This is a genomic window from Moraxella sp. K02, from assembly GCF_041154755.1.
Taxonomy (GTDB): Bacteria; Pseudomonadota; Gammaproteobacteria; order Pseudomonadales; family Moraxellaceae; genus Faucicola.
Genome location: NZ_AP031590.1, coordinates 1 through 14,652 on the forward strand (window position 1 = coordinate 1; position 14,652 = coordinate 14,652).

Consider the following 14,652-nt stretch of genomic DNA (forward strand, 5'->3'; position numbering starts at 1 on the left):
TATATCCACATTATTATCCACAATAATTTTATTTGTAAAATCGCGGTTTTATGATACATTACACCGATTTTGAAGATACTTGAATTAGGAAAATGAAGTTATGGCTGATGCGTTATGGCTTAAGTGCGTTGACGAATTAAAATATCAAGTACCTGATAATATTTTTACCATGTGGATTCGCCCATTATCCGCCTCAATGCATGACAACACGATGGTCGTCAATGTACCTAATCAGTACTTTGCCAGCTATGTTGAAAAAAATCATTTAAGTCAAATTCAAACGATTTTACATCAGCTTGAGCCAACCCTACCGATTCATGTGCAGATTCAAATTGATAAGGGTAACGCAATCACTGACGCTATTAGCACACAAGAGCTTGGTGAGCAAAACGTGACGCTGGTAAAAAATGAGCAGCAACGCTCTTTTCAGTACATCGATCCGCACTTCACGTTTGACCAATTTGTAACCGCAAAATCCAATCAAATCGCTTATAGTATTTGCCGAGAGACTGCCAACAATTTGGGTCAATCTAAAAATAATCCGCTGTTTATTTATGGCGCGACAGGTTTGGGAAAAACCCATTTGATGCAAGCAATTGCCCATGAGATTTTAAAGCAAGGCAAAAGTTTTTATTACTTCACGTCCGATAAGTTTGTTAACCAGCTGGTGAATTCATTAAGAAAACAAAAAATCGATGAGTTCAAAGATAAAATAAAAAAAGCCGATTTATTGATTATTGATGATATTCATGTAATTGCGGGCAAGCAAAAAAGTAGCGAGCAGTTTTTGCTATTGCTCAATGATTTTATGAGCAAAAATAAACAGGTGATTTTGGCATCTGATAAACACCCGAGCGCATTGACTGATTTTGACGAACGTTTGAAGTCACGTCTGGCTTGGGGGGTGGCAGTAGCGTTGGAGCCGCCAGAGTTAGAAACCCGTATTCAAATTTTGCAAAAAAAATCCAAAGCGCAAGAGGTGAATTTGCCAAAAGAGTGCGCCATTTTTATCGCTCAGCATATCATCGCCAATGTGCGAGAATTGGAAGGCGCACTCAACAAAGTTTTAGCCATTTCTCGTTTGCTCAATCAGCCTATCCATCTAGAGCTGGTACAAATGGCGTTAAAAGATTTGATTGCCATGCGTGTACAAGCGGTCAGTATGGATAATATTCGTAAAGTTGTTGCTGAGTTTTATGATATCTCAGTCAAAGACTTAATGGGTAAAAAGCGTTTACGTCATATCGCTCGTCCGCGGCAAGTGGCTATGAGTTTAGCCCGTGAACTAACCAACAACAGCTTTACAGAAATTGGTCAATCATTTGGCGGTCGCGACCATACCACGGTGATGCACGCCTGTGAGAAAGTTCAAGAACTTTGTGTCAGCGATCTGATGTTTGATAAGGATTATCGCTCATTAAAATTAATGTTACAGACCTAGTATTTTGTTAACTCGATTAAAAAGATTTTTAGTTAATTACCCCGTATAATAGATTGTAATTTTTCCATTTGTTAAACCATTCATTTTGATTTGAGGCGGTGCCATGCAATTAGTAATCTCTCGCGATTTGTTACTACAAGCGATTAATTTAATTTCAAAAGCCGCTGACAAACGCCATAACATGGTGATTTTGGGAAATATGAAATTGGCGTTAACCCCCTCTCAATTGGTGATGGTAGCGTCAGATTTGGAGCTTGAATTACAAGCCACCCTTAATTTGCCAGCATCGGCGTGCAAACAACCAGGTGAAATCACCGTTCCTGCCAACAAATTCAAAGATATCGTAAAATTATTGCCCGACGGTTTACCGGTCTCTATCACTGTCGCTAACGACAATCAGTGTTTAATTGTCTGCGGTAGTAGTCGTTTTAAACTCAGCACCTTGCCTGCCCAAGACTTTCCCCTATTGGGTGAGCCCGAGCAAGTCACGCCTATTCAATTGGGCCGTGAAGACCTAGTCGATTTGCTCGATAAAACGCATTTTGCGATGGCAGTGCAAGACGTGCGTTACTATCTCACCGGTATGCTGTTTGAGGTTAAAGAGCGGCAATTAGCGACAGTATCAACCGATGGTCACCGCTTGGCATTGGCTCGTACAGTGATAGCGTGTGATGATAACGTGGCACTGTCTGCAATTTTACCAAGAAAAGCCGTACTTGAATTACAACGTTTGTTAGCAGAGCTTAAACGCCTGCTACCGAATCAAGATAATAAAATCACCCTCAATGTCGGTCGTGAATTTTTACAAGTCTTACTCCCGTTTGGAGAAGTTGATAGCACAGGTCAGCTAAAAAATGCCATCATGGTGGCTTTTACCGCGCGTTTGATTGATGGTAAATTCCCCGATTATCGCCGCGTCATGCCGTCATTGACCAACAAAATTGCCCGTATCAGCCAAGAGCAGCTGGCGAATGTGCTTCGCCGCGTGGCTATTTTGAGTAACGAGAAATCGCGTGGTGTGATTTTTGATTTTTCAGGCGATAACAATTTGATGGTACGTGCTAGTAATGCTGAGCAAGATGAAGCCAGTGAGCAGCTTGAGGTTAAATATCAAGGTGAGCCATTAGAGATATCATTTAACGTGGCTTATTTACTAGATGTGCTGAATGTACTGCAAGGCGAAATTGACTTTAACATGAGCCAAGCCAATGCTTCGGTATTGGTACAACAAGTCAATGACAGCAAACACGAATTTGTGGTTATGCCAATGCGTATTTAGTCAGCGGGCATATTTTTTTCAATCCAGTGATGAGTAGTCAAGTAGATAAATCATGCAAATTATTGAATTAGCTATTCATCATTTTCGCAATCTTCACATGATTGAATTACAACCCAGCAGTTGTAATGTGTTCTTGGGGCAAAATGGCAGCGGAAAAACGTCGCTATTAGAAAGCATATATTTATTATCGCGCGGCAAAAGTTTTCGCCATCATCAACCCAGGCATTATATTGAGCATGGTTTTAGCGATACGACGGTTTTTGCTAGGCTCAATCATGAGCAAACGGTCGCTATTGCCAAATCCCAAGATGCTACCACGCAATTACGGCTCAATGGTCAGTCGCTTGTTACCCAAAGCCCACTTGCGCAGCTACTACCCACCCTATTGCTCGAGCCTGTGAGCCTTGCACAGCTAGAAGACGGTAGTCAAGCAAGGCGTGAAATGCTAGATTGGTTAGGGTTTCACGTGGAACAATCATTCCACCCCAATTGGTTGTCTTATCAGCGTCTACTAAAACAGCGCAATAGCTTATTAAAGCAAAATGCTGGCAACGTCTCATTAACTAGCCTGCAACAGCAAGAACTGTCAGCTTGGGATCACCAGCTAAGCCAACATGCAGAAAAAATTCACCAAGCAAGGGCCTACATCATTGAACAATGGCAGCCCCATTTTTTGGCGCAAGTGCAAAAATTTTTACCCCAGTATGCCGAAAAATTACGATTGCGTTATACACCGGGGTTTGATACTGAAGCTGGCTTAGCAATTACCTTAGCCAATCGTTTAGCGTCTGACATTGAGCTTGGCTATACGCGTATGGGATGCCATCGGGCTGATATCAATGTTGTGCTAGATTTAGTGCATACCGATGCAGCAGGGCATAAACACAAGCAGACATTGCTTGCCACCGATATGCTGTCACGGGGTGAAAAAAAATTATTGGTCATGGCGCTTCGCTTATCGCAGTTGCCGTTACTCAATCAGGTCGATAAAGTACCCTTGGTATTGGTGGACGATATCACAGCGGAATTGGATAATGACGCGCTTATGTTGTTATTAACTGGCTTAAAACAAGTTAATTCACAGCTGTTTATCACCAGTCTTACCCAAGATATCGTCGATAGTATTCAAAAGATTTGGCAGGATAATATAAAACTGTTTCACGTGGAACAGGGAAGCTTTAGACAATTACCGCTTAAAACACAACCTATTAAAAATGACCTATAAAAACCAATAATATTTTTAAGTGACTAAGTCTAGATGATTAAGTATTTTTTCAAACTGATGTAACTTAAACTCCCTCTTTTTTAGCTCAGCTAAATCACTATTTTGCCTCTCACAAGCAGGGATATTCAGTGACTTTTCCCCTGAAATTTGCTACAATAAACCCTTTATTTTTCGCCAAAAAACTAAGAAAAAAATCAACGATTTTGACCATAAAATCGAGTATGTTCTGACGTTTTTGCCATGCAAAACTTATGGAGTCATCATGACTGATACATCTGCGAATGTAGCCGATCAGACACAACAATCTACTACCCAATTAAGTCATCAACAAAATAAAGCTTATGGTTCTGACAGTATCCGCGTACTTCGTGGCTTAGAAGCCGTGCGTGTACGCCCTGGTATGTACATTGGCGATACCGACGATGGCACGGGTTTGCATCATATGGTGTTTGAAGTGGTAGATAACGCCATTGATGAAGCTTTGGCGGGTCACTGTGATCAAATTGACATCATCATCCATGAAGATGAATCGGTCAGCGTCAAAGACAATGGACGCGGTATTCCTGTCGATATTCACCCAGAAGAAGGAGTGTCAGCCGCGCAGGTTATCATGACAGTACTGCATGCGGGCGGTAAATTTGACGACAACAGTTATAAAGTCTCAGGTGGTTTGCACGGTGTTGGTGTGTCAGTGGTTAATGCGTTATCGAAAAAACTGGTGCTTGATATTTGGCGTGATGGCTACCACTATAGCCAAACGTATGCCGATGGTGAGCCCGTAGCCCCTGTCGAGCAACTTGAAGCCACCCAGCAAACAGGTACACAAGTGCGTTTTTATCCAAGCGATGATATTTTTACAGGCACGATTTTTGATTTTGAAATTCTCGCCAAGCGCTTACGCGAATTGTCGTTTTTAAACTCGGGTGTACGCATCGTATTGACGGATGAGCGCGATGACAAACGCCATGAGTTTGAGCACGTCGGCGGTCTATCTGAATTCGTTCATTACATCAATGCGGGCAAAACTGGGTTAAATGAGGTGTTTCATTTTACCAGTCAAGAAAATGATGGTATCAGCGTCGAAGTGGCATTGCAATGGACAGATAGCTACAACGAAAAAGTATTATGCTTTACCAACAATATCCCGCAAAAAGATGGTGGTACCCATCTTTCTGGTTTTCGTTCGGCATTAACACGCTGCCTAAATAGCTATATGGATAGCGAAAACTTGATGAAAAAAGAAAAAGTTGCGGTAACAGGTGACGATGCGCGGGAAGGTCTGACGGCGATTATTTCTGTCAAAGTACCTGACCCAAAATTCTCAAGCCAAACAAAAGATAAACTGGTATCGAGTGAAGTCAAACCAGCGGTTGAATCAGCCATGCACGATAAGTTTAGCGCTTACTTGCTTGAAAATCCCAATGCTGCCAAAGGGATTGCTGGTAAAATCATCGATGCCGCCCGTGCAAGAGAAGCGGCGCGTAAAGCTCGTGAAATGACTCGCCGTAAAACGACACTTGATATCGCAGGTCTGCCAGGCAAACTTGCTGATTGCCAAGAAAAAGACCCTGCGATGTCAGAGCTGTACATTGTGGAAGGGGACTCGGCAGGCGGTTCTGCCAAACAAGGTCGTAACCGTAAGATGCAGGCGATTTTGCCGCTGAAAGGTAAAATTCTAAACGTAGAACGTGCGCGTTTTGATAAGATGCTATCGTCGCAGGAAGTGGGTACCTTGATTACCGCATTGGGTACAGGCATCGGACCTGATGAGTACAATCCTGATAAATTACGCTATCACAAAATTATCATCATGACCGATGCGGACGTGGATGGTTCACATATTCGCACCTTGCTTCTGACGTTCTTTTTCCGTCAAACCCCAGAGCTATTAGAACGTGGTCATATTTATATTGCACAGCCACCGCTGTATAAAGTGAAAAAAGGTCGCCAAGAATTGTACGTCAAAGATGATGAAGCGTTAAAGGCCTATTTATTGTCGTCAACCATTGATGATACCCAGTTGCATTTGAGTGAAGGTACGCCTGCGGTCACAGGGCAAGCACTAGAAACCTTGCTCAATGATTATAACCAAACTCAGACCATCAAAAACCGTTTGCAAATCAAATATCCAAGCGCCGTATTGGATGCGTTGGCAATTACCAACAAACTTAGCATGCCAATGATTGAAGATGAAACGCAAATGCGAAATTGGGTAGAAGCGTTAGCGCAGAATCTAGCAGTGACGGCAGACGGATTACACCCACAAATTGAATTAGAGTCCTTTAGCAAACAAGAAGGCGATCATCAAAAAACCTATTATCTACCGCGCGTGACGATTTTTATCCATCAATTGCCACACGCATACTTGTTAGATACCGCATTTATTGGTTCAGGTGAGTATAGTCGTTTGCATCGCTTGACCAGTCAGTGGAAAGACATGTTGTCAGATACCGCCTATATTGCTAAAGGTGATAAAAAACTGCCGATCAAAGATATGGGTTATCTATGGCAATTTATTATGAGTGATGCGCGCCGTGGTTTAGCGATTCAGCGTTATAAAGGATTGGGGGAGATGAACGCTGATCAATTATGGGAAACCACGATGGACCCAGAAAATCGCCATATGCTAAAGGTCACCATTGAAGATGCGATTGCCGCTGACCATTTGTTCTCTTGTCTGATGGGGGATGATGTAGAACCGCGTCGTGCCTTTATTGAGGAGAATGCGTTAACGGTGACCAACTTAGATATTTAATCCAATTTTAGGGTCATGTTTTAATACTTTAATACAATGCAAACCACCTTATGTTGTAATAAGGTGGTTTTATTTCAGCTTGAATTTTTAAAAGAGATATCACATGATTTCTTTATTACTGCTAGCGATAGCCTTATCAATGGATGCCTTTGCTGTAGCGATTGGATTGGGTGCCAAACACCGCCAAGATACGACCAAAATTGCGGTCATGGCAGGCGTATATTTTGGCGTCTTTCAAGGGTTGATGCCTTTGATTGGTTATCTCGGTGGACGTTCAATCTTAGGATTTATCGCAAATTGGGCACCTTGGATCGCATGTATTATTTTAGTCGGGCTTGGTGGAAAAATGCTGTATGAAGCCTTATCTGGCGATGATGAAGATGCCACATCACAAGATTCCACCCCGCACAATATTGCTTTAGATATCGCCAATGATGCCAATGTTGTCATCACGCATAAAACCATGACTACTTTAGCGATTGCAACTAGTATTGATGCAATGGCAGCTGGATTTACCTTAAATTTAATTCCAGTCAATCCTTATGTATCCTGTGCAGTAATTGCCGTGGTAACAGGAATTTTTAGCTTTATTGGCGTCTTTATGGGCAAGCAATCAGGTACATGGTTAGAGAGTAAAGCTGAAATTTTTGGTGGGTTAGTGTTAATCGGTATTGGCATTAAAATGGTAATTTAATAGACCAGTTTTTTTGTCTTGGATTTCAACAGTTCAAATAAAAAAGACTTTCAAGTAAATGAAAGTCTTTTTTTATTTTAAGCTAAATTAATCGAAAGATTAACGCTCAATACGATACCAGGCATCACGTGCTGCTAGGCGAGCTTGGTCCCAAGTCAAACGTGAGCTACCTTTGAATTGTTCCCAATCAGTGCGTAAGTCATTTTCAACACTTTCAAAGTCATTAGCAGTATTAAAATGATGACGTGCACGGTAACCATAATCATACGCTGAGCGATAGTCAGTATCGTAATCATAGCCTTGGCTATAGTAAGTCGTTGTATTGTAGTTATTGCGCCAGTAGGTATCTTCTTCTGTATTACCTTCAAGCGTATTTGCTACGGCGTTACCTGTGGCTGCACCTGCTACAGCACCAATGGCACCGCCAACCAATGAACCTACTGGACCACCTACTGCACCAATCGCTGCGCCTGTAGCGGCACCAGCTGCCATACCTGTACCACTGGCAACAGGATTAGCTTCTTTACGTTGTTCACCTGCCTGAGTTGGGTTAACTGCTTCACCGACTTCATGACCGGCTGCACCACCAGCTACAGCGCCAATCGCGCCACCCACTAAGGTACCAACAGGACCCGCTACTGAACCAACGGCCGCACCGGCTGCTGCGCCACCTAGTGCGCCAGACCCACTGGCAACTGGGTGAGGTTTTTCATAGGCATCTTCAGCAGTAGTAGGGTTGACTGCTTCACCGACTTCATGACCTGCCGCGCTACCTGCCACGGCACCAATCGCACCACCAATCAATGTACCAACAGGACCCGCTACCGAACCAACGGCTGCACCCGCTGCGGCACCACCTAATGCGCCTGTACCAGTAGCAACAGGATGACCTTTTTCTTCACCTTCTGCATAGCCATCCACTGTTTCTTCACCTTCTGCATAGCCATCCACTGTACGAAGACGTGGTGAATATTCTTGACCAGCAATACGAGCATCTGTTCTATCCCAACCGTCACGAATCGCTTCTTTGGCATCTTGCCATGCAAGACGTGAACTACCCTTTACTTCATGCCAGCTACGTTCAAGATCAGATTCCACACTGTCAAACGTTGTGCCCGCTGGGTATTTTGCACGATTGGCATAACCGACGGCATAAGCTGGTTGATAGTCAGTGGTATAATCATAACCATCTCTATAGTACGTTGTTTGTGAATAAGTATCGTTCCAATAAGTATCTTCAATCGTTGGGTCAATAGCTTCACCTGCAGCGTGACCTGCAGCACCACCCGCGATCGCACCGATTGCGCCACCAATTAACATACCCAATGGACCACCAATAGCACCGATAGCCGCACCCGCTGCGGCACCACCCATACCGCCTACTGCAGTACCGATTGGGTGTGAACCTGGCTCACCAGTGATAGGGTCGCGGTTTAAGTCTGAATTATTAATATTATCTACCATGATTGTATCCTCATTTGAAGTTTTTTTATCCAAACCATATTAGTCTTTAGAGAAAATTTTTAATACGGCTATTATTTTTATTGTCGAAAAACGATTAAACGTGACGTCAACTTAAAATCAATAAGTTAAAATCAATTTTTTCGTAAAACCGTTTTCGGTTATTACCGTTTCATGATAATAAATTTTTGCGTCTACTCTGTATCAGTATCAGCAATCTTTTCGTAGAGTTTGGTAAACCTAAAGCCTCTTGGATGAGGTTTGTGTAACAAAGATAATCAATTGGTGAAAATGATATAAAAAAACCTAAGTAAAGACCCTTTGTTATAGAAATTTTTTAGGGAAAATTTTTACTTAAAACATTTATGCAGCCATTATTCATTCTATAAAAATCAGCAAATAAAGCCGTTAATTGGTACAATACCCATAAATTTTTGAAACCTGTTAGCATCGGTTCAATTAAGCTATTTATCCAAATTTAAAGAGGCTCGTATGTCAACATCCAACAACTCAATCAAACAAGACCGTATCTTGGTATTGGATTATGGTTCACAGTACAGTCAACTGATTGCGCGCCGCGTGCGCGAAGCAGGAGTATTCTGTGAAATGTACCCATACGATATCGACGCACAGCGAATTCACGACTTTGGTGCAAAAGGGGTTATTTTATCGGGTGGTCCAGAGAGCGTGTATGCAGAAAATAGCCCAAAAATTAATGACGCCGTATTTGATATCAATGTGCCTGTACTAGGCATTTGCTATGGTATGCAGGCGATGGCAGATCGGTTTGGTGGCAAAATAGAAGCCAGTAGTCACCAAGAGTTTGGCGCTGCTATCATTGAAAAAACCGCTCAAGATAGCTTCTTTAAAGATATTGAAGATGAGCCTAACAAATTACACGTTTGGATGAGTCATGGCGATAAAGTTGTTGAGTTACCTACAGGCTTTGAAGTGACTGCGATAACCCCAAGCTGTCCAATTGCGGCGATGGCAAATGAGAGCAAGCATTATTACGGAGTGCAGTTTCATCCAGAAGTGACCCATACGCTACAAGGTGAAGCATTGATTAGCCGATTCGTGCACCAAATCTGTGGCTGTGCCAATGCATGGACACCGGACAATATCATTGAAATGCGTGTCGCGCAATTAAAAGAACAAATTGGCGATGAGCAAGTGTTGTTGGGACTTTCGGGCGGCGTAGATAGCTCGGTGGTAGCCGCACTGCTTCACAAAGCGATTGGCAAGCAGCTAACCTGTGTGTTTGTTGATAATGGTTTGTTACGGCTCCATGAAGGCGACCAAGTGATGCAAATTTTTGCTGAAAACATGGGCGTTAAAGTCATTCGCGTGGATGCTGAAGAACGTTTTTTGACCGCATTAGCCGGCGTTAGCGATCCAGAAGCCAAACGTAAAATCATTGGCAAAACATTCATCGATGTGTTTGCAGATACCGCGCGTGAACTGTCGGGTGAGGGCAAAGGCATTCAATTCTTGGCACAAGGTACCATTTACCCCGATGTCATTGAATCTGCAAAAAGTCACCAAGGCAAAGCGCATGTAATCAAGTCGCACCACAATGTCGGTGGCTTGCCAGACGATTTGCAGTTTAAACTCATTGAACCCTTACGTGATTTGTTTAAAGATGAAGTGCGTAAGCTCGGCGTGACATTAGGGCTACCTGAAAAAATGATTTATCGTCATCCTTTCCCAGGTCCAGGGCTAGGCGTGCGTATCTTGGGTGAAGTGAAAAAAGAGTATGCTGATATTTTGCGTCAAGCCGATGCCATCTTTATGCAAGAGTTGGAAAAATCTGGGTGGTATGATAAAACCGCACAAGCGTTTGCGGTGTTCCAACCGGTAAAATCAGTGGGCGTGGTCGGTGACGGTCGCCGCTATGCGTGGGTGATTGCGTTACGGGCGGTTGAAACCATCGACTTTATGACAGCGCGTTTTGCCCATTTGCCGTATGATTTGATTGAAACCGTGTCCAATCGCATCATGAATGAAATCAAAGAAGTATCACGTGTGACCTACGATATCTCAAGTAAGCCACCAGCGACCATTGAATGGGAATAAAGCGACTAAAAAAGCTCATAAAAAAAGGCGATTAATTATCGCCTTTTTTGTGGGTTTAAACCACTTAAACCACGACCGGTAACGTTATCAAGTATTGCTTTTACGGATCGCTAAAATAATCATTACCAATAAAATGCTAAAAAACCCCAATGATAATTCTGGGATACTAAAGCCTAAAAACGTCCAGTCAATCACCGCACACTCGCCAGAACCTTTAAATACTTCTTTCAACACTTGGGCAATCGGCAGCGTATCCATCCAATAGTCTAACCCAGGACCACATGAGGGTACTTGGTCAGGTGGCAGGTGTTGAATCCATACATGGCGAATCGCCACCGCAATTGACCACAAAATGCCGAGCAGTGCGCCAAACATCAACAAAATCTTTGCCCAAGCTTGTTTTGGATTGAGCAAAAAGGCGATAAACGCAAAAATCCCCATCACAATCAAACCCACTCGCTGAAAGATACACAGCGGACACGGGTCTAATTTTACCACCCCTTGCAAATAAAAATAGGCGAAACTCATGCCAATAATGCTGGCTAACGTTAATAGTCCTGCCAGTCCCCGATAACTTAACAAGCTGTGGGTCAATGAAGTATCACGCATAAAAAAACCATCAAACAATTTAGTGAAAAAGAATAAGCCAAATCATAGCGCTTAGAATTTTAGAAATTTAACGCTATAGAATAATCAGCCCAACGATACCTGATTACTAGCACCTACTAACTAGCGAAATTGACCCACATAGGCATAAAAATCTTGTGTGTCATTCTGCTCGATATCGGCTTGCTCATGCACAGAGGTTTTGGCAAGCTGCTCAAAGTAAGTCATTTGCTCAGGGAGCAATCCTTGATGTCTTAAGCGATTGGCATGCATTTGCGCCAGTGACTTACCAAACTGCCAGCTACTATCAAAGCGTTCGGTATCGGCTAATACTTGTGCTGATAGGGTATTGTCTGGATTTTGTGCTTTTGCCATCATCGCTTGCCACGCGTTGCGGTAATCATTGCTACCATAAGTAACATCCATGAGTTCTGATAGCTTACGCATACTTAGCAGATGCTGTAGTAGCCAGTCTTTAAATGCGACTTGCCCAGCTCCTGTATCAATCATTAAGTTTGGCTCGCGCCCTTGATTGACGATTTTTTCTTGGTTTTGCGCAAGTAGGGCATCTTCATCGGGCAATAAGTCAGGACTATCGAGCAATAGACAGTACAATGCCAAAATTTCCATAAAACAGGCGGTATTTAAGCTGATACCGATTTCGCTATACGGATCTAAGTCAATCGCTCGGAGTTCCACATAAGCGATACCGCGCTTGGCTAAGGCATCACTGGGGTTTTCGCCAGGTTGGGTAATTTGTTTGGGTCGAATTGGACTGTAGTACTCGTTTTCAATCTGTAAAATATGGTCATTGATTTGAATGGGATAGCCATTGTCGTCATCGAGTCCCAACGCGCTAAAATTAGGATGCGGCGTGTGGATGGCATTACGCAAACCTGCGACATATTCATCGAGACTGTTGTAACGGATATCTAAATCATCTTGTACACTATTTTGGTAACCCAGTTTGCCCATACGCAGAGAGGTAGCGTTGGGTAAATAGTAAGTTGATGCGTTCATTGGCTGTAGCGGATGCTCGCGACCCTTTAAAAAACACGCGCATACGGCAGGACTTGCACCAACCAAGTACAGCACCATACCACTGAGACGCTTGAAGTTACGAATCAGACCCAAATATTTTTCATTTTTAAATTCAGTTAATGACTGGGTATCACCTAACTGCTGTTGCCAAGCGGTGAATAAATTATCACCAAATGATAAATTATAATGCAATCCAGCAATGGTCTGCATACGGCGACCATAGCGAATACCCAAGCCGTGACGATATAGGGTTTTTAATCTACCTGAGTTTGAGGTGCCATAGTCTGCCAGCAAAATATCTTCATCACCCGAAATCATACAAGGCATCGACATCGACCAAAACAGCTCGTCATCGGTCAAAGCATTTTGTACCACAATATGCAAATCACGCAGCATATCAAGCGCTTCTTTTACCGTGGGTTTTGGCTCAGTAATCAGCTCTAACAAGCTTTCAGCGTAGTCAGTAGTGATAAAAGGGTGAGTGAGTTTTGAGCCAAGCTTTGTCGGGTGTGGGGTAGTGGCGATATATCCCTCAGGGCTCATACGTAAGCCTTCTTTTTCGATACCCCGTAGCATGCCATGAATGTTTTCAGCGGTCAGCCAAGAAGGTAGCTGCAAAGAAGTACAAGTTTGAGGCGCTTGGGTCATAGTTATCCTAGAATTATTTTTAATTGTGTGAAATTATGCCACCAAATTTACACAAACACTATCAAAATATCGTGATGACGAAATTACCAATTCCAATAATCCCCAAACGTAAAAAACCCACAGTAATAATACCGTGGGTATGATAAAAACTATCCCATTATTTAATTAAGTGGTAATTTTTACCTGAAACTTTTAATCAGCAATAAGGCATTAAGAGAAATCTAATTCAGTCTCAAACCCTTTTAATTCATGACGCGCCATGGCTAGGTTTGATTTTTGGCGATCAAGTACTAGGTACAAAAATAGGTTTTCGTTACGTACTAGCGGACGGATTAAGTGATATTGTTTACTTAATGTAATTAAGATATCTTCGATATTGTCGTTAAGACCTAATGCTTTAGAAGTTTTACGTTTTGCACGTACCACTTCAGTGTTACCCGCTGCTGCAACTTCAAGGTCGATACCATTACCGGTTGAAGCAAGTGCTAGACCTGATTCGCTGTCAACCAATGCAGCTGCAATGAAACCGTCGATGTTATTGAGTGAGTCTAAAGATAATTTAGCCATGATAAGCTCCTTGGTGTTATTAAACTAATAATAAAGATTGCTTATTAATCATTGCTTAGCTAACAAACTTAAATCATTAACACATTTAACATTAAGTAATTAACAAGAATAAATTAATATCAACCTATATTAGGGTAGTTGATGATAACACGGTTAAGTGTCATCACGCTGTTGATAAAAACATTATTACGGATAAAGGCTAATGACACAAATCAAATCTGATAAACGCTGAAAAAATGTAGATGATTTTATTCAAAGGTAACAAATACAGGATAAACGAAAATTAAAAGGCTAAACTTAACAGTTACTGACTATATTTAAGACAGAATTTAAGCTAAAGCCTTTTAATCATTCAAATAAACTGGGTAAAGAAACCCGGTAAAATTAGCCAGTAAAGCTAGATAGAAAATGACGAACCACAACCACAAGTCGTGGTGGCGTTTGGATTGTTGACGGTAAAACGCGAGCCTTCTAATCCTTCCACATAATCAATGGTTGAGCCATGTAGATATTGGTAGCTCAAACTATCAACGACCAATGCTACATCAGCGTTGCTAAAGGTAGCATCATCATCGCCCAAGTTTTCTTCAAAATTAAAACCATATGAAAAACCCGAACAGCCACCACCCGTCACATATACCCGCAGCATCAAGTCGTTATTGCCTTCTGAATCACGTAGGTTACGCACTTTTTTGGCAGCATTATCGGTCAAGGTCATGCCATCAACCATACTATCAGTTACGGTATCAATCATCGGGGTATTCCTTATAAAAACTTTTTTCTTATTATGGGGTGCTTGCTTTATACTATCAAGAATTTTCCCATTTAATTTTAGTCAAATTTTTTGAGTTTTGAGCCG

The 14,652-nt window shown here is 42.2% G+C and carries 10 protein-coding genes and 2 pseudogenes; 6 read left to right on the plus strand and 6 right to left on the minus strand.

Going from position 1 to position 14,652, the window contains the following annotated elements; genetic code table 11:
* The first annotated feature begins 100 nt into the window (after positions 1 to 100).
* The 5 genes from dnaA to ACAM39_RS00025 all read left to right on the plus strand — a co-directional run bounded on the left by dnaA (position 101) and on the right by ACAM39_RS00025 (position 7,394).
* Positions 101 to 1,441, plus strand: a complete 1,341-nt coding sequence (gene dnaA, locus ACAM39_RS00005; protein ID WP_369627758.1) for a chromosomal replication initiator protein DnaA — start codon at positions 101 to 103, stop codon at positions 1,439 to 1,441.
* A 103-nt stretch (positions 1,442 to 1,544) separates the two neighbouring features.
* Positions 1,545 to 2,720 carry a DNA polymerase III subunit beta gene (gene dnaN / locus ACAM39_RS00010; RefSeq protein WP_369627759.1) on the plus strand — a complete coding sequence of 392 codons (1,176 nt, stop codon included), beginning with the start codon at positions 1,545 to 1,547 and terminating at the stop codon, positions 2,718 to 2,720.
* Positions 2,721 to 2,772: 52 nt separating this feature from the next.
* A complete protein-coding gene (recF, locus tag ACAM39_RS00015; RefSeq protein ID WP_369627760.1) occupies positions 2,773 to 3,945 on the plus strand; it encodes a DNA replication/repair protein RecF in 1,173 nt (390 codons plus the stop codon).
* A 262-nt stretch (positions 3,946 to 4,207) separates the two neighbouring features.
* Entirely contained in the window at positions 4,208 to 6,700 is a 2,493-nt protein-coding gene (gene gyrB / locus ACAM39_RS00020) for a DNA topoisomerase (ATP-hydrolyzing) subunit B (RefSeq protein WP_369627761.1), read from the plus strand.
* 103 nt (positions 6,701 to 6,803) lie between these two features.
* The gene (locus tag ACAM39_RS00025) at positions 6,804 to 7,394 is read left to right on the plus strand and encodes a manganese efflux pump MntP (RefSeq protein ID WP_369627762.1); all 591 of its coding nucleotides are present in this window, start codon (positions 6,804 to 6,806) and stop codon (positions 7,392 to 7,394) included.
* A gap of 540 nt (positions 7,395 to 7,934) precedes the next feature.
* Here ACAM39_RS00025 and ACAM39_RS12415 read toward each other — a convergent pair.
* Both ACAM39_RS12415 and ACAM39_RS12420 read right to left on the minus strand, forming a co-directional pair.
* Positions 7,935 to 8,297 (minus strand): annotated as a pseudogene (locus ACAM39_RS12415) (glycine zipper domain-containing protein); the annotation flags it as partial.
* Positions 8,298 to 8,393: 96 nt separating this feature from the next.
* Positions 8,394 to 8,858: pseudogene (locus ACAM39_RS12420) on the minus strand (hypothetical protein); the annotation flags it as partial.
* A 489-nt stretch (positions 8,859 to 9,347) separates the two neighbouring features.
* Between ACAM39_RS12420 and guaA the strand changes: the two are divergent.
* On the plus strand, positions 9,348 to 10,931 hold the full coding sequence (guaA, locus tag ACAM39_RS00040) for a glutamine-hydrolyzing GMP synthase (protein WP_369627763.1): 1,584 nt from the start codon (positions 9,348 to 9,350) through the stop codon (positions 10,929 to 10,931).
* A gap of 87 nt (positions 10,932 to 11,018) precedes the next feature.
* Here guaA and ACAM39_RS00045 read toward each other — a convergent pair whose 3' ends face one another.
* From ACAM39_RS00045 to erpA, 4 genes are all read right to left on the minus strand, one after another.
* Positions 11,019 to 11,540 carry a disulfide bond formation protein B gene (locus ACAM39_RS00045; protein WP_369627764.1) on the minus strand — a complete coding sequence of 174 codons (522 nt, stop codon included), beginning with the start codon at positions 11,538 to 11,540 and terminating at the stop codon, positions 11,019 to 11,021.
* 120 nt (positions 11,541 to 11,660) lie between these two features.
* The gene (gene gshA / locus ACAM39_RS00050; RefSeq protein WP_369627765.1) at positions 11,661 to 13,226 is read right to left on the minus strand and encodes a glutamate--cysteine ligase; all 1,566 of its coding nucleotides are present in this window, start codon (positions 13,224 to 13,226) and stop codon (positions 11,661 to 11,663) included.
* Positions 13,227 to 13,436: 210 nt separating this feature from the next.
* The gene (locus ACAM39_RS00055; protein WP_060994948.1) at positions 13,437 to 13,793 is read right to left on the minus strand and encodes a roadblock/LC7 domain-containing protein; all 357 of its coding nucleotides are present in this window, start codon (positions 13,791 to 13,793) and stop codon (positions 13,437 to 13,439) included.
* 397 nt (positions 13,794 to 14,190) lie between these two features.
* On the minus strand, positions 14,191 to 14,523 hold the full coding sequence (gene erpA / locus ACAM39_RS00060) for an iron-sulfur cluster insertion protein ErpA (protein WP_060994958.1): 333 nt from the start codon (positions 14,521 to 14,523) through the stop codon (positions 14,191 to 14,193).
* Positions 14,524 to 14,652 lie beyond the last annotated feature (129 nt).